General features: G+C 61.6%; 15 protein-coding genes and 3 pseudogenes. 3 read left to right on the top strand and 15 right to left on the bottom strand.

What is annotated here, in order from left to right; translation table 11 throughout:
* Window positions 1-5 precede the first annotated feature (5 nt).
* The 3 genes and pseudogenes from purL to AC1D1Z_RS17180 form a co-directional block, all read right to left on the bottom strand.
* On the bottom strand, window positions 6-2237 hold the full coding sequence (purL, locus tag AC1D1Z_RS17190) for a phosphoribosylformylglycinamidine synthase subunit PurL (RefSeq protein WP_018242197.1): 2232 nt from the start codon (window positions 2235-2237) through the stop codon (window positions 6-8).
* A 132-nt stretch (window positions 2238-2369) separates the two neighbouring features.
* A pseudogene (locus tag AC1D1Z_RS17185) lies at window positions 2370-2700 on the bottom strand (acyloxyacyl hydrolase); the annotation flags it as partial.
* A gap of 172 nt (window positions 2701-2872) precedes the next feature.
* A pseudogene (locus AC1D1Z_RS17180) lies at window positions 2873-4288 on the bottom strand (aminotransferase-like domain-containing protein); the annotation flags it as partial.
* 81 nt (window positions 4289-4369) lie between these two features.
* Here AC1D1Z_RS17180 and AC1D1Z_RS17175 point away from each other — a divergent pair.
* Window positions 4370-4627, top strand: coding sequence for a DUF1127 domain-containing protein (locus AC1D1Z_RS17175; protein WP_026230498.1), 258 nt, complete (start codon window positions 4370-4372; stop codon window positions 4625-4627).
* 42 nt (window positions 4628-4669) lie between these two features.
* On the opposite strand, the gene AC1D1Z_RS17170 is transcribed toward AC1D1Z_RS17175, so the two are convergent.
* The 7 genes from AC1D1Z_RS17170 to AC1D1Z_RS17140 all read right to left on the bottom strand — a co-directional run bounded on the left by AC1D1Z_RS17170 (window position 4670) and on the right by AC1D1Z_RS17140 (window position 10638).
* A complete protein-coding gene (locus tag AC1D1Z_RS17170; protein ID WP_047621278.1) occupies window positions 4670-5062 on the bottom strand; it encodes a hypothetical protein in 393 nt (130 codons plus the stop codon).
* An 88-nt stretch (window positions 5063-5150) separates the two neighbouring features.
* Entirely contained in the window at window positions 5151-5822 is a 672-nt protein-coding gene (gene purQ, locus AC1D1Z_RS17165; protein WP_477851339.1) for a phosphoribosylformylglycinamidine synthase subunit PurQ, read from the bottom strand.
* The gene (locus AC1D1Z_RS17160; protein ID WP_047621276.1) at window positions 5819-6373 is read right to left on the bottom strand and encodes an RNA 2'-phosphotransferase; all 555 of its coding nucleotides are present in this window, start codon (window positions 6371-6373) and stop codon (window positions 5819-5821) included. The genes purQ and AC1D1Z_RS17160 overlap by 4 nt, the downstream gene beginning before the upstream one ends.
* A gap of 44 nt (window positions 6374-6417) precedes the next feature.
* Window positions 6418-6660 (bottom strand): phosphoribosylformylglycinamidine synthase subunit PurS, encoded by a 243-nt coding sequence (gene purS / locus AC1D1Z_RS17155; protein WP_018072257.1) that lies wholly within the window; start codon window positions 6658-6660, stop codon window positions 6418-6420.
* 15 nt (window positions 6661-6675) lie between these two features.
* Window positions 6676-7440, bottom strand: coding sequence for a phosphoribosylaminoimidazolesuccinocarboxamide synthase (purC, locus tag AC1D1Z_RS17150; RefSeq protein ID WP_018242191.1), 765 nt, complete (start codon window positions 7438-7440; stop codon window positions 6676-6678).
* 249 nt (window positions 7441-7689) lie between these two features.
* Window positions 7690-9987 carry a putative bifunctional diguanylate cyclase/phosphodiesterase gene (locus AC1D1Z_RS17145; RefSeq protein WP_047621274.1) on the bottom strand — a complete coding sequence of 766 codons (2298 nt, stop codon included), beginning with the start codon at window positions 9985-9987 and terminating at the stop codon, window positions 7690-7692.
* A 96-nt stretch (window positions 9988-10083) separates the two neighbouring features.
* Window positions 10084-10638, bottom strand: coding sequence for an RBBP9/YdeN family alpha/beta hydrolase (locus tag AC1D1Z_RS17140; RefSeq protein WP_003559738.1), 555 nt, complete (start codon window positions 10636-10638; stop codon window positions 10084-10086).
* Window positions 10639-10813: 175 nt separating this feature from the next.
* On the opposite strand from AC1D1Z_RS17140, the gene AC1D1Z_RS17135 reads away from it, so the two are divergent.
* Window positions 10814-11620 carry a DUF2189 domain-containing protein gene (locus AC1D1Z_RS17135; RefSeq protein ID WP_026188409.1) on the top strand — a complete coding sequence of 269 codons (807 nt, stop codon included), beginning with the start codon at window positions 10814-10816 and terminating at the stop codon, window positions 11618-11620.
* A gap of 132 nt (window positions 11621-11752) precedes the next feature.
* Window positions 11753-12232, top strand: coding sequence for a low affinity iron permease family protein (locus AC1D1Z_RS17130; protein WP_047621273.1), 480 nt, complete (start codon window positions 11753-11755; stop codon window positions 12230-12232).
* A 52-nt stretch (window positions 12233-12284) separates the two neighbouring features.
* On the opposite strand, the gene purB is transcribed toward AC1D1Z_RS17130, so the two are convergent.
* The 5 genes and pseudogenes from purB to AC1D1Z_RS17105 form a co-directional block, all read right to left on the bottom strand.
* On the bottom strand, window positions 12285-13592 hold the full coding sequence (purB, locus tag AC1D1Z_RS17125; RefSeq protein WP_477851333.1) for an adenylosuccinate lyase: 1308 nt from the start codon (window positions 13590-13592) through the stop codon (window positions 12285-12287).
* Window positions 13593-13665: 73 nt separating this feature from the next.
* Window positions 13666-14151, bottom strand: a complete 486-nt coding sequence (locus AC1D1Z_RS17120) for a hypothetical protein (RefSeq protein ID WP_047621271.1) — start codon at window positions 14149-14151, stop codon at window positions 13666-13668.
* Between the two features lie 32 nt (window positions 14152-14183).
* Entirely contained in the window at window positions 14184-14909 is a 726-nt protein-coding gene (locus AC1D1Z_RS17115) for a DUF2259 domain-containing protein (RefSeq protein WP_047621270.1), read from the bottom strand.
* The gene (rpe, locus tag AC1D1Z_RS17110; RefSeq protein WP_018242183.1) at window positions 14906-15583 is read right to left on the bottom strand and encodes a ribulose-phosphate 3-epimerase; all 678 of its coding nucleotides are present in this window, start codon (window positions 15581-15583) and stop codon (window positions 14906-14908) included. Before rpe ends, AC1D1Z_RS17115 begins: the two co-directional genes overlap by 4 nt.
* A gap of 64 nt (window positions 15584-15647) precedes the next feature.
* Window positions 15648-15955: pseudogene (locus AC1D1Z_RS17105) on the bottom strand (ABC transporter substrate-binding protein); the annotation flags it as partial.

The raw sequence follows: 15955 nt of genomic DNA, 5'->3' as shown, positions 1-15955 counted from the left end.
GCGCATCATTCCGCAGCAAGTTCGCCGCGGCCTTCCATGAAATCAGGGAACCACGATTCATGGGCATCGCGCAATTGCTGAATCGGCAGCGAGATGAGATCGCCGACGATGAGCGCCGTTCCCCCGACCGTGCCGAGACGGCGGAAGGGAACGCCGCCACCTTCTGCATTGACGCAGACGAAATCGGCGACATCGGCAGGCAACGTCAGGACGTAGCGCGCCTGATCCTCGCCAAAGAGCAGCGCATGCGGCGCACCCTTGCCTTCGCTCAGATCAATCGTCAGGCCTTTGCCCGAGGCCATCGCCATTTCGGCGAGCGCCACGGCAAGTCCGCCCGAGGAGATGTCGTGGCAGGCGGTCGCCTGACCGTTGCGGATCACGGAGCGAACGAAATCGCCGTTGCGGCGCTCGGCAAACAGATCCACCTCCGGCGCCGGACCCTCGCGGCTGGAAAGCACATCGCGGAGATAGACGGACTGGCCGAGATGGCTGCCGTCGACGCCGATCATGATGACCTTATCGCCGTCGTTGGCAGCGCCGATGCGAGCCATTTTGCGCCAGTCCGGCAGCAGGCCGACGCCTGCGATCGTCGGGGTCGGCAGGATGGCGACGCCGTTGGTCTCGTTGTAGAGCGAGACGTTGCCGGAGACGATCGGGAAGTCGAGCGCGCGGCAGGCCTCGCCGATGCCCTTCACCGCCTGAACGAACTGGCCCATGATCTCGGGCTTTTCGGGATTGCCGAAATTGAGGTTGTCGGTGGCGGCGAGCGGTTCGGCGCCTGTCGCGGTGATGTTGCGCCAGCATTCGGCGACCGCCTGCTTGCCGCCTTCGAAGGGGTCTGCCTCGACATAACGCGGGGTGACGTCGGAAGAGAAGGCGAGCGCCTTGGAGGGATGGCCGTCGACGCGCACGACGCCGGCATCGCCGCCCGGAAGCTGCAGCGAATTGCCCTGGATCAGCGTATCGTATTGCTCATAGACCCAGCGGCGGCTCGACTGGTTGGCGGAACCGACGAGCTGAAGCAGCGCCTGGCCATAATCCTCGGGTGCGGCGACGAGATTTGCCGGCAGGGGGCCGTGCTTGCCGGATTCGCGCCAGGGGCGGTCATATTCCGGCGCCTGGTCGCCGAGATCCTTGATCGGTAGGTTGGCGACTTCCTCGCCCTGATGCATAACGCGGAAGCGCAGATCGTCGGTCGTCTTGCCGACGATGGCGAAATCGAGGCCCCACTTGACGAAGATCGCCTTGGCTTCCTCTTCCTTTTCCGGCTGCAGCACCATGAGCATGCGCTCCTGGCTTTCCGACAGCATCATTTCGTAGGCCGTCATTCTCTCTTCGCGCACCGGCACCTTGTCGAGCTCGAGCAGGATGCCGAGATCGCCCTTGGCGCCCATTTCGACGGCCGAGCAGGTCAGGCCGGCTGCACCCATATCCTGGATGGCGATGACGGCGCCGGTCTTCATCAGCTCGAGGCAGGCTTCCAGCAGGCACTTTTCGGTGAAGGGGTCGCCGACCTGAACGGTCGGGCGCTTCTCCTCGATCGATTCGTCGAATTCGGCCGATGCCATCGTCGCGCCACCGACGCCGTCGCGGCCGGTCTTGGCGCCGAGATAGACGACCGGAAGACCGACGCCCTTGGCTTCGGACAGGAAGATGGCGTTAGACTTCGCAATACCGGCGGCAAAGGCGTTGACGAGGATGTTGCCGTTGTAGCGAGCGTCGAATTCGACTTCGCCGCCGACCGTCGGCACGCCGAAGGAATTGCCGTAGCCGCCGACGCCGGAGACGACGCCGGAGACGAGATGGCGGGTCTTCGGATGATCCGGCTCGCCGAAGCGCAGGGCGTTCATCGCGGCAATCGGGCGCGCACCCATGGTGAAGACGTCGCGCAGGATGCCGCCGACGCCGGTCGCAGCACCTTGATAAGGCTCGATATAGGAGGGGTGGTTGTGGCTCTCCATCTTGAAGACGACGCAATCGCCGTCATCGATGTCGACCACCCCGGCATTTTCACCCGGGCCCTGGATGACGCGCGGCCCCTTGGTCGGCAGCGTGCGCAACCATTTCTTCGAGGATTTGTAGGAGCAGTGCTCGTTCCACATGGCCGAGAAGATGCCGAGCTCGGTGAAGGTCGGTTCGCGGCCGATCAGATCCAGAATACGCTGGTATTCGTCGGGCTTCAGGCCATGACCCGCGATGAGTTCCGGCGTGATCGGGATGGTGTTTGGAATGGTCATGAGCTCTCGAAAGTCCCTGCCGTTGCGCGTTTTCCGCTCTTTAGCCTATGTAGGGACGGCGCGCGACAGGAAAATGCCCGCCGTCAACAGCGGGCGGTCAACTTCTTCCTGACGATGAAATGCGGTCGCTGCCTAGAATTTGTAGCCGATCTGCAGACGGGCACGTGTCATGCCGTCGTTCGGCCCATCGCAGAGATTGGCATGCGAGGAGTGGGCGATCTGGGCCATGATGTTCCAGTGGGCGTTGAAACGATAGCCGGCGCCCAGATATTCGTGGAAGTGGACGCGACAGCCGAGTTCCGGGCAGTCACCATCGCCCTCGAGATCGCCGGTATGAATGACGCCGCCGAAGCCGGCTTCGGCAAAAAAGCTTCTCGTTGAAATCGCCGGTCCAGGTGAAGTCGGTGAAGAACTGGCTGGCCTCGCCTGACGTGCCGATCGAGGTGCCGAGATGCACACGAGGTGCCATACCCAAAAAACGCAACGGGATCTTTCCGAAGTCGACCTCATTTGCTGTCCGTTGATTCGCGTCAGACGGGAACAACAAGGAGGTAATATGGAGGTTGAGTCGGTGAAGCGCTCCGAATAGGCTCCGGCGTTTTTTCCAAATTATGACGTGTAATTGCAACACGTMATATTTCGCCGTCATAGGCGGAGCCGCCATTTTCCAGCAGCCGGCGCAGGATCATCAAGCCCGAGATCAGTTCCTGCCCCGTCTTCGGCGAGGAAAAGCCGATGCGAACGCGATGATAGGGTCTCTCTCCGCGCGCCGACTTGAACTCGTCCTCATCGTCGACGAGCACGCCGTCGCGGAAGGCGGCATTTTTGAATGTGCCGGACATCCAGGGCTCCGGCAGTTTCAGCCAGAGGAAGGGCGCGTGTACGTGCGATTCGAAATCGAAGCCCTGCAGCTGCTCGCGGGCGAGACGGACGCGCCGTGAAAGTTCCTCAACACTTGCCTTGCGGATCTCGTGCGCCATGCCGCTTTCGACGAGGCGCGCACAGGTCTCGGCCAGGATGAAGGGCAGGCCGCCAGTAATCATCCTATGCGTCACCTTGATGCGCTGGGCAAAATGCGGCGGGCAGGCGACCCAGCCGCCGCGCACGCCGGCGGCGACCGATTTCGACAGGCCGTTGACGAGGAAGGTGCGATCGGGCGCAATCGAGGCGAGCAGCGGCGTATCGTCGTCGGCCATGCCGCCGTAGAGGTCGTCCTCGATCAGCCAGACACTGTGTTTCCTGGCGATTGCGGCGATATCAGCGCGCCGCTCATAGGGCATGATCGCCAGCGTCGGATTGTGGACGGTCGGCATCAGGAAGGCGATCTTCGGATGCTGCTGCTGACAGAGCCGCTCGAAATCCTCGGGGATCACGCCGAGCTCATCGGAATCGACCGTCAGTGTGCGGCGGCCGAGCAGGCGGGCGCTGCGGCTGACCTGCGTGTAGGTGAGATCTTCGAAGACGATCTTGTCGCCCGGCGCAGAAACGGCGGCGATAACTGATATCGCCGCCGCATGGGCGCCGAGCGTTGGTACGATGTTTTCGACCTCCGGCGTCCAGCCGCTGCGGGCAAGCCAGAGGCGACCGGCCTCGAACCAGTTGCGCGGGAAACTGCGGGAATAAGAGGAGATTTCAGAAAGATGCTGCTCGCCGATCTCGGCGAGAATGCCTGCTATGATCTTGCCCTGGCCGAGATCGGGCGCGGCTGTCGTGTCGAAGCGGATCTTGTTCGCCGGCGCATCCTGGACGCGGGTGCCGCCGAGCGAGACGGTCAGCGGATCGATCTGTTCGCCGGGCGCCGTCTCCGAGCGGTTCAGCACATAGGTGCCGCGCCCCACTTCGCCGGCGACCAGACCCCGCTCATGCACCAGCGCATAGGCGCGGCCGATCGTGCCGATTGTCACGCCGATATCATAGGCGAGGTTGCGCTGCGGCGGCAGTTTGCTGCCAGCGGGCAGGGCGCCGCTTGATATGGCGGATTCGATGCTGTCGGCAAGCCGGAGATAGACCGGCCCGGAACCGCGGGAAATATCAGGAAGCCAATTTGTCATGGTGACAATTGTATATATTGGCACATTGTATCGGTCAAGCGTATGAGTCAATTCCAACGGCACGCCGAGAGGATTCCTGGAATGTCTGCCTTGCCTGAGATCAAAATGCCGATTGTACCGATTGTCTCTTATGAAGACAGGAGACAGATTGTCCTTCCCGTCGCGCCCGCCGAGGCGACGACGCGTTTGGGCCGAATCTGGGCTGCCATTCTTCTCTGGCATCAGAAGCGGGAAGGCCGGCGCGCTCTGAGGGGCCTGACGGCGACCGAGCTCAAGGATATCGGAGTGTCACAGTCCGAAGCCGCGCGCGAAGTCAGCAAGTCGTTTTTCTGGGACTGATCATGCTTCCGGGCAGATCATTCTTTCAGGGCTGATGGGCGATCAGCTGCAGGCCTTGTTGCCTGCCGACCAGCGATTGACGTCGGTGGTGATGCGGCCAGCGACCGGCTCCTGCATCATGGGACCGAAGGCCTGCAGGCGCGACGGGCTTCCCTCGGCCTGAACGACGAGCAGCGGCCGGCTTTCCGGGCTGCCCTTGTGGACAAGCAGGATGCGTGGACGGCCGGAGAAGGAGTTGAGCTCCGGCGCCAGCTTGTAGGCTGCAAAGGCCGGATCGCCCGATTTGAACCAGCAGGCATTGGCGCCGAGCGCCACGCGTTCCATCGTCGGTAGTGCGGCGCGGTTCGGGCCTGTCGTCGGCGCCGGCGTCTGGCAGGCTGTCACCATGGTTGCGAGAGCGGTCAACAGGGCGGCGTTTGCGAGGCGAGGGCGCATTAATCTTGCTCCAGATCCGGACGGAAGGATTTTCGGGTGCATGCCGTTGCCCAAGACCGCTGCGCGGTTTTTGGGCGACGTGCAGGGCTCAGGCGGCGATGACGTCGAGCGCCGAGGCAAACAGGCCACGGCCGTCCGAACCGCCATGGGYGGCCTCGATCAGGTTTTCGGGATGTGGCATCATGCCGAGCACGTTGCCCTTTTCATTCATCACGGCGGCGATATTGTTGATCGAGCCATTGGGATTGGTGCCCTCGGCATAACGGAACACCACCTGGCCATTGCCTTCGATTGCAGCCAGTGTCGCTTCGTCGGCGAAATAATTGCCGTCGTGATGGGCGACCGGGCAGCGGATGACCTGACCCTGCGCATAGGCGCGGGTGAAATCCGTCTCGGCATTGACGACTTCCAGCTTGATCTCGCGGCAGACGAATTTCAGCGAGGAATTGCGCATCAGCGCGCCGGGCAGCAGGCCGGCCTCGACGAGGATCTGGAAGCCATTGCAGACGCCGAGCACCTTCACACCCTTCGCAGCCTTGTCGATGATTGCCTGCATGACCGGCATGCGGGCGGCGATCGCACCGCAGCGCAGATAATCGCCATAGGAAAAGCCGCCGGGAATGACGATCAGATCGACATCGGGGATCTCGGTTTCCGTCTGCCAGATCGTCACCGGTGGCTGGCCGGAGATCTTGGTCAAGGCGGCGATCATGTCGCGGTCGCGGTTGAGGCCCGGAAGTTGAACGACGGCTGATTTCATGGGGTCCCTGCGTTTCGCGAAAGATATTGAACTGGAACGCTTTCGGCGAGCCATACTCCATTGTCGGAGACAAAGAAAGAATGACCCTCTGAAAACATGCGGGCCGCGTCTACGCATAGGATGAGATGTTCACCCTTGCGGCGCATTGCGACGATTTTCGCCGTTTCGACATCTGCTGACAGATGAACGTGGTGCCGTTGCATCTTCTTCAAGCCTTCGCGCTCGATCGACTGCCAGTTCGTCAGAGACGTGCCGTGAAAAAGAGCGGCAGGCGGCTCGAGCTGGTTCAATGCGAGATCGACGTCGACACTATGACCTTGGTTTGCGCGAATTCTATTATCGGCGAGCGAGAAGCGCTTCTTTGGATTGTTTTCGACAATCTCGATGATCTCGGCGCGGGAAACGTCGTATTTCGACGACAACGCTTTTTCGAGTTCGTCGAACGCCACCCAACCCTCGCTATCAAGCGTCAAGCCCGAAGATTCCGGCGCATGACGCAAAACATAGCTCATATATTTCGAGACTTCCGTCTCCAGCTTTGCTTTCATCATGACGCCAAATCCTCAAAGTCCGCCAGACGACGGGTCTGTGATCATCAGTCGATCGCGATTGCGTAGTTCTCGATCACCGTGTTGGCGAGCAGTTTTTCGCACATGGCCTTGAGGTCGGCCTCGGCCTTGCCCTTGTCTGCGCCTTCCAGCTCCAGGTCGAAGACCTTGCCCTGTCTTATATGGCCGACGCCCGAGAAGCCGAGGGCGCCAAGCGCACCCTCGATAGCCTTGCCCTGCGGATCGAGAACGCCGTTTTTCAGCGTGACGGTGACACGAGCCTTGATCACTTTGTCTTTCCTGCCTTACTTGACGAGAACCGGGCCGGTGCCGCGCACGGGCTCGTTTTCATTGATGATGCCGAGACGGCGCGCAACTTCGGAATAGGCTTCGAGCAACCCGCCGAGGTCACGGCGGAAGCGGTCCTTGTCCATCTTCTCGTGGGTTTCGATATCCCAGAGCCGGCAGCTGTCCGGCGAGATTTCGTCGGCAAGGATGATGCGCATCATATCGCCTTCGAAGAGGCGGCCGCATTCGATCTTGAAATCGACGAGCTGGATGCCGACGCCGAGGAAGAGGCCGGTCATGAAGTCGTTGACGCGGATGGCAAGCGCCATGATGTCATCGAGTTCGGCGGGATTTGCCCAGCCGAAGGCAGTGATGTGCTCTTCGGAGACCATCGGATCGTCGAGCGCGTCGGACTTGTAATAGAATTCGATGATCGAGCGCGGCAGCACGACGCCCTCGTCGATGCCGAGGCGCTTGGCGAGAGAACCGGCCGCGACATTGCGCACGACGATCTCAAGCGGGATCATCTCTACTTCCTTGATCAACTGCTCGCGCATGTTGAGCCGGCGGATGAAATGAGTGGGGATGCCGATCTTGTTCAGATGGCTGAAGATATACTCGGAAATGCGGTTGTTGAGGACGCCCTTGCCATCGATGACTTCGTGTTTCTTCTTGTTGAAGGCAGTGGCATCGTCCTTGAAGAACTGGATCAAAGTGCCCGGTTCCGGGCCTTCATACAGAATCTTTGCCTTGCCCTCGTAAATACGGCGGCGACGGTTCATCGTGGTCATTCTCTGTTGTTGGCGCTCTTGGGATAGCGCGAGTGGATCGATCTCGTGGCGTCCCCTTAAAGGAAAAGAGAGGGTTTCACAATCCGCCTGTCGCTCCTTCCCTGGTTTCCGGATTTCGCGGCCTGGTATCCAATTTTACGGAATACCGCCAAGAGAATCGAATGAATTCGCAAGACAAGTGTAGCGCCTTTTCCTCTACCGTGGAATGAAGGCAAAATGGCGGGCCGCTTATGCAGGTTTTTATTTGGCGGCTCTGCTTCGCAGCGCGCGACGAAGTTGCGTCTGCAAGGCGCGAGCGGCGATTTGCCCGTGGCGCCAGCTTCCGGCGCGGATGAAGGAGGGGATCTGCATGGCCGGCATCGGCCGGGCAAGCGCGTAGCCCTGCAGTGTGTCACAGTCGAGTTCTTCGAGAATGCGGATATGATCCACCGTCTCGACGCCCTCGGCGATGACCAGGATGTTCAGCGAGCGGCCGATATCGATGATCGAGCCGACCAGTTTGCGCTGCTCGGACGATTGCGGCAGCATGCGGATCAGTTCGCGGTCGATCTTCAGCGTCTTCGGGCTCAGGCGCAGCAGGCTGACGATCGAGGCATGGCCGGTGCCGAAATCGTCGATCTGGATGTCGATGCCGAGCTTGCGCAACTTTTTCAGGTTGGCGGCCACCGCCTCGTCGCAATCGTCGAGCGAGATCGATTCCAGCAGCTCGAAGGAGATGGTACCGGGCTCGATCTTCAGGGCGCGAAGCTTCTTGCCGAGATCTGGGTCGGCGAGCCGCCTGGCGGAGACGTTGACCGATATCTTCGGGATCGACAACCCGTCCTTGATCCAGACGCTGCGGTCGGCCAGCGCTCGCTCCAGGATCAGGGCGTCGATGGTCGAGACGACGTCGAGATCCTCGGCGATATCGAGGAAGCGGTCGGGCGTCAGCAGCCCGTGCACCGGGTGCTGCCAGCGGGCAAGCGTTTCAATGCCTGCGACATCGAGCGTGCGGGCATCGAACTGCAGCTGATAGAAGGGCACGAATTCATTGCGCTCGAGGCCGATCAGGATCTCGTCGGCGAGGTGCTTGGCGGAGATGATGTCGCGGCGGGCAGAGGCCGAGAAGAATTCGAAGCGGTTGCGGCCCAGGCCCTTGGCCCGATAAAGCGCGATATCGGCGTCGAGCAGCATCTGCTTGGCGTCGAGCGTCGATCCGCTATCGATGGCGATGCCGATGCTGGCGCCGAAACGGCAATCGTGACCCTCATATCTGACGGGTTTGCGCAATTCGCGGATAACACGTTCGGCAAGGCCGGCGATCTTCTTCGACGCGGGATCGACGGCGCAGAGGATGACGAATTCATCGCCGCCAATGCGGGCGACGAAATCGGTGGCGCGGACGGAATTTCTCAGCACGCTTGCGGCATGCTGGAGCATGGCGTCGCCAGCCCGGTGGCCAAGCGTGTCGTTGATCTGCTTGAAGCGGTCGAGATCGATATGCAGGATCGCCAGCGCCAGGCCCTTTGCCCGGCATTCGGCCGAACGCTCGCCCAGCATCTTGTCGAGATAGCGGCGGTTCGGCAGGCCGGTGAGATAATCGTGCAGCGCCAGGTGCTCGATGCTCTCCTTGGCGGCTTCGAGCTCGCGGTTGCGCGCCTCGGCCAGATCCTTGGCGCGCTGCAGCTCGTTGCGGAGCGCGACTTCCTCGGTGACGTCCCAGTTGGCGCCGATCAGCTTGCGGTGGCCGTTGCCGTCGATGAAGAAGGCCGAGCGGGCACGGATGACGCGTTCGACGCCGTCGCCGCGAATGATGCGGTATTCCTGCTGGAAATCACTGCCGCTTTCGACGCTACGGTCGGACAAGCCAAGCACGCGCTCGCGGTCGTCGGGATGCAGGCTTTTCGCCCAGGCGTCGCTGCCGATCTGCCGCGAGGCGCCCTGCAGGCCGTAAATGGCAATGAGGCGCTCGTCCCATTCGACGACATCATGCTCGATATCCGCCTCGAAGACGCCGATGCGGGAAATCTCCAGCGCCAGATCGAGCCGGCGCGACAAACGCGACAGCGTCTCCTCGGCCTGCTTGCGGGCGGTGATATCCGTATCCGTGCCGACGATGCGCGTCGGCACGCCACTCTCGTCCCATTCCACGCAGGCGCCGCGACACTCGATCCAGACCCAGTGGCCATCCTTATGGCGCTCGCGATACTCGAAGATCTGATAATTGGGATCGCCGGCATTCTGCCGGTCGATCGCATGGACGACGAAATCGCGATCATCGGGATGGACCAGTTGCAGCCAGGCATCGTAATCGCCGGCGGCTTCCTCATCGGGCGCCATGCCGCGGATAGTTTTCCACGTCTGCGAGTAATATTTTCGGTCGAGACGGTAGTTGTGATCCCATACGCCAAGGCCCGAGCCGACGAGCGCATGGTTCCAGCGGCTTTCCCGCTCTGCCAGGTCGCAATCGTCGGTCGCCCCATTGCCGATACCTGCCTCAGCCGCTGCGGCATCGCCATGCGGATCACCGGCCTCTGAATGGGCTTTCTTCACGGGCATTCTCGCTTATCTCACCTCGGCGCAGTCTGCGGTCATTCCATTAAGAAAGACTTAGAAAGCACTTGCTCAACAAGCGGGATAGCGCCTTTTCCTCGATCAGGGGGAGAGCCGGCCGAGGAACTGGGCAAAGACCATGGTGCCTTCCGGCCAGGGACCGTGACCGGAATCGGCATTGATATGACCGGACTCGCCGGCATCGACGAGGAAGGAGCCCCAACTGCTGGCAATCTCGTCGGCATGCTCGTAGCTGCCGAACGGATCGTTGCGGCTGGCGACCGTGATCGACGGGAAGGGCAGCGGATCACGCGGATAGGGACCGAAAGTCATCAGGTGCTTTGGGCGGATGTCGGGATTGGCCACATCGGGCGGGGCGACCAAGAAAGCGCCTGCCACGCGGTTGCGGAAATGCGGGATGGCGTGGATCACCGAGGGCACGCCCAGCGAATGGGCGACCAGGACGACCGGACGGGTCGACGCGTTCACCTCCTCGGCGATGCGGGCGATCCAATCCTCGCGAACCGGCTTCGTCCATTCGGCCTGTTCGACGCGCCGCGCCGTGCTGAGCTTTGCCTCCCAGCGGCTTTGCCAGTGGCTCGGGCCGGAATTGGTGTAACCGGGGATGATGAGGATATCTGCGTCTGAGGCTTTCATAGTGTCGCCGATGTGAGAAAGCTGGTCCAAGATGTCAAGAGGGGGTGCCAAGGGAGAGAGCGACACGGGCGTTGAAAGTTGCTATATTGCTCCAGTGCCGGTTGCGGATTTCGTGTCGGCTTGCCCGCCGATGCTGTCCGCCGCCGATCAGGTCTCGGCTGAGGAGGAGAAAACCATGGCGGCATTTCATGTCATGACGGGTGCTAGCGAAAGCTTGGCGCGGCCCGTCGTCAATCGCATCGGTATAGCTGACGTCTTCGACGCGCTGAAGCGCGGATACGAGGATTTCATGGAGAAACCGTCCCACTATGTGTTCCTGTGCCTGATGTATCCGATCGCCGGCGTCTTCCTGACGCTGTGGACCTCGGGCGCCAACCTTTTGCCGATGGTCTTCCCGCTTATGGCGGGTTTTGTGCTGATCGGCCCGATCGCTGCGATTGGCCTCTATGAAATCAGCCGCCGGCGCGAGGCCGGCCTCGACGCGTCCTGGACGCATGCGCTCGATGTGCGCCATTCGCCGGCACTGCCGTCGATTGTGGCGGTCGGGCTGATGCTCTGCGGCCTCTTCGTCGTCTGGCTGGTGACCGCACAGACGCTCTACAGCAATCTGCTCGGCGAGGTCTTTCCGCGCAGCATGGCGGATTTCTTCCGCCAGGTCTTCGGCACGTCAGAGGGCATGCAGCTGATCATCTGGGGCAATCTCATCGGCTTCGTCTTTGCGCTCGTGGTGCTGGCGATGACCGTCATCACCTTTCCGCTGCTGCTCGACCGCGATGTCGGGGCGGTAGCCGCCGTCACGGCGTCAATCCGCGCGACGATTCTCAATCCGGTGCCGGTGCTGCTCTGGGGCCTGATCGTCGCAGCACTCCTCGTCATCGGCACCATCCCGGTCTTTGCCGGGCTTGCGCTGGTTATCCCGATCCTCGGCCATGCGACCTGGCATCTCTATCGCAAGCTGATTGCGCGGGAAACCACAGCGTAACCACAGCCCTTTCAGCAGGGAATCTCGGATCCCTGGGGAACCTCGAACCTGCCTCGGAGTTTGTTTAGCCAGAGCATGATGTCCGTCGACCTCATGCTCCGGAGACTTCGAGGGAGGATCTTTGAGGTGACGATGAAGCATCTGTTTGCCCACTTCGCAACCAAGGTATCGGAATGGGCGGGCAAACCCATCATCTTCATCCTGGCACTGATCGCCGTCGCTATCTGGGCGGCCCTCGGCCCCTTCTTCGATTATTCGGAAACCTGGCAGCTGGTCATCAATACCGGCACGACGATCATCACCTTCCTGATGGTTTTCGTGCTGCAGAACGCCCAGACACGCGACACGCGGGCGATCCAGGCCAAGCTCAATGAAATCATCCTGACCAGCCATGCCGAGAACCGTTTCATCGGTATCGAGAATCTCGACGAGGAAGAGCTGAAACGTCTCGACGAGCTGGTCGCCAAGGCCGCCAAAGGCAGGGGCGAGACGGAGGCTTGCCGGACAGCGGAGACAGTGAAAGCGGCGCCGTTGAAAAAGGCGGAGGCACGCAAGCGTCCTGTGGCTGCCAAAGCACCGAAGCAAAAACAACGGCCGCTTGAGAAAAGCTAGACATAAAAACGGCGCCTGCAAGGGCGCCGCCATATCGTTGATCTCGAACCGCTCACGCGTTGCCAAACACCCGTCGGAAAATCGTGTCGACATGTTTGGTGTGGTAGCCGAGGTCGAATTTTTCGCGGATGTCCTCTTCCGACAGAGCAGCGCGGACTTCGGCGTCGGCAAGCAGTTCTTCCAGGAAGTCCTTGCCCTGTTCCCACACTTTCATGGCGTTGCGCTGGACGAGGCGGTAGGCATCCTCGCGGGAGGTGCCGGCCTGGGTCAGCGCCAGCAGGACGCGCTGCGAATGGACGAGGCCGCGGAATTTGTTGAGGTTCTTCTCCATATTCTCGGGATAGACCAGCAGCTTTTCGATGACGCCGGCAAGCCGCGACAGGGCGAAATCGAGCGTCACGGTGGCATCTGGGCCAATCATGCGCTCGACCGAGGAATGCGAGATATCGCGCTCGTGCCAGAGGGCGACGTTTTCCATCGCTGGCATTGCGTAAGAGCGGACCATGCGGGCAAGGCCGGTCAGGTTTTCGGTCAGAACCGGGTTGCGCTTGTGCGGCATGGCCGAGGAGCCCTTCTGGCCAGGCGAGAAATATTCCTCGGCTTCCAGCACCTCGGTGCGCTGCAGGTGGCGGATCTCGGTCGCTAACCGCTCGATCGACGAGGCAACGACGCCAAGCGTGGCGAAATACATGGCGTGGCGGTCACGCGGGATGACTTGCGTCGAGACCGGCTCGGTCTTCAGGCCAAGCGCCTCGGCGACATGTTCCTCAACGCGCGGATCGATATTGGCGAAGGTGCCGACGGCGCCCGATATGGCGCAGGTCGCGACTTCCTCGCGGGCGGCGACGAGGCGCTGGCGGCAGCGTTCGAATTCGGCATAGGCGAGCGCCAGCTTCACGCCGAAGGTGGTGGGCTCGGCATGGATGCCATGCGATCGGCCGATAGTGACGGTGTCCTTGTGTTCGAAGGCGCGGCTTTTCAGCGCTTCGAGCAGCCGGTCGATATCGGCAATCAGGATGTCGGTGGCGCGTACCAGCTGGACGTTGAAGCAGGTGTCGAGCACGTCGGACGAGGTCATGCCCTGGTGGACGAAGCGCGCATCCGGGCCGACGATCTCGGCGAGATGGGTGAGGAAGGCGATGACGTCATGTTTGGTGACGGCCTCGATCTCATCGATGCGGTCGACGTCGAAGGTGGCGGCGCCGCCTTTCTCCCAGATCGTCTTTGCCGCCGATTTTGGGATGACGCCGAGTTCGGCCAACGCGTCGCAAGCATGCGCCTCGATCTCGAACCAGATGCGGAACTTGGTTTCGGGAGACCAGATGGCGACCATTTCGGGCCGGGAATAACGCGGGATCATGAGCGGCTGCCTTCACTTCAAGAGGTTTGCTTTATCGAGGTTAGCGCCCCTGTAGCAAAGACGGGCGGCAATCTCAACGCATGCGTTTGGCAAGATGATAGCTGCTTGCGACAAGGCAGACGAGGCCAAGCGGCAGGAAAAGGCGCAGGCCGATCACCAGGAACTGGTAGACGGCGCTGGCACCGGTGAAGACGAACTGGAAAGCCCAGACGACGCTGCCGAAGGGCGCATGCCAGCGCGAATAGAACATCCGGTATTCCATGGCGAAGAGGAAGGCGGTCATCAGGATCGTTGCTGCTGTCAGCGTCACGAAAAAAGCGGCAAAACGCGCTTCCGGCGGCCTGCCATAAGCAAAGAAACGGGCGACCGGCAGGGCAAATGGCCAAGCGAACAGACCGCCGGCGAAATAGAGTGCTGCGACCTCGGCAAGGCGGCTCGTCTGCAGGCCGTTGCGCAGGTAAAGGCCGAGCATGGCGGCGGCAAGCATCTGCATGCCCCAAAGCAACGCGCCGGCGATCAGATCGGGGTAGGGCGGCCGTGCAGCTCTTAGACGATCCATCCTGGGGCGATCCGTCCTCGGGTGGTCCGTGCTCAGGGATGAACCGGAACGGCGATCCAGCGGCCGTTCCGTTCGGCATCGAAGGCCAGGACGAGGGCGATATGGACCTGGTTTCCGGTTTCGGGCTGGTAGACCACAGCGCCGCCGATTCGGTATTCGACGGAACATGCGCGCTCGGCCGGAACCGCCATCGCCTGGCGCGCCGCCTGCCGGTTCGGAGCGCCTTCCTTTTCGATCATTTGCAGGCTGAAGCCGATGACCCGCTTGTTGGAAGCAGCGCAGTCCTTCGGCGTCGGTACTAGCATCTCGCCGAGCGAGAGCGTATAGGGCGATTTCGGAGGACCGTCGGTCGCAAGTGTCGTGTAGCGGATCGTCTTCGAAGGGGAGCCGAGTTCGGTCGGCGGATTGAAGGCGGCGATCAGGCCCGGATTGGTCAGAAGATCGTATTTGTCCATCTGGCTGCGCGCCGCCGTCAGGTTCTGCCGCCGCGCCTTGGAAAGATTGGCGTCCTTATCGGTCAGTTCCGTGTGGAAGGGCGTGCCCTCCAGATATTGGCCGCTGTCGGTATCGACAAAATAAGTGTTGGAGTAGGGGACGTCGCCGCTCTGCTCGATGCCGAATTCCTGGAATCCGAAAACCTTGCCGTCGGCGGAAAAGCCGATCGGCTGGATATTGGCGATGTCGCCGGCAAGTGACAGGCCGGGCAGGCCGGCAAATGCAACGGCAAGCATGCCGCCGATGATCAGACGTTTTTTCATGCTCGTGCCCCTTCGGCTGCCTGACGCAGATCGGCGACAGTCCGGCGATAATCCTCGACCGTATCGCCCTTGAAAATTGCCGAGCCGGCGACGAGAACGTTGCCGCCCGCCCGGGCGATATCAGGCGCCGTTTCCACTGTGACGCCGCCGTCGACCTGGAGTTCGATCGGCCGGTCACCAATCAGTGACTTCGCCGCGGCAATCTTTGCCGCCATCGCAGGAATGAACTTCTGTCCACCGAAACCGGGATTGACCGACATGATCAGGATGAGGTCGACATCGTCGAGCACGTTCTCGATGGCGCTGAGCGATGTCGCCGGATTGATCGTCACGCCGACCTTCTTGCCGAGATTGCGGACGGTCTGCAGCGAGCGGTGCAGATGCGGTCCGGCCTCGGCATGGACGGTAATTCGGTCGCAGCCGGCCTTGGCGAAGGCTTCGAGATAGTCGTCGACCGGCGAGATCATCAGGTGGCAGTCGAAGGTGGCTGATGTATAGGAGCGCAGCGACTTGATGACATCGGGGCCGAAGGAGATGTTCGGCACGAAATGCCCGTCCATGACGTCGAGATGGATCCAGTCGGCGCCAGCGGCCGTCACGTCGCGCACCTCCTCGCCAAGCCTGGCGAAATCCGCCGCGAGGATCGAGGGGGCAATGCGAATGGGCAGCGTCATCGAATCTTACTCCGTATGGGCCGCCATTTGACCGCGGCGCCCGAATTCAAGGCTGGCGCGCCGCTCATTGTGTCGGCGCGCCAGGTGGAAAAAAGCCGTTGCCCCGCCATTCGAGCAGGCGGTAGGGGTTTTGCGAAAGCTCATGCGCATCGGTGAAGACGATGGCGCCGACCGGCGTTTGGAATGTCGTGCCGAGAAGCGTCTCCTGCAGGGGCTTGCCCGCCGCAGCGGCGGCTTGCCCCGCCTGGCCGGCAATGAGTGCCGCGGCCAGCGACGGCAGGACATAACCTTCCGGCTCGATGCCTTTGGCGCGCAGCGCGTCGGCCGCAGCCGTGCCTTCCGGTAGAACGGCGTATTCGGGCAGGGCGACAG

It is taken from the genome of Rhizobium sp. P1_E1 (assembly GCF_056406015.1).
The sequence above is the reverse complement of the archived record's forward strand: the minus strand, read 5'-3'. Positions and strand labels throughout refer to the sequence as shown.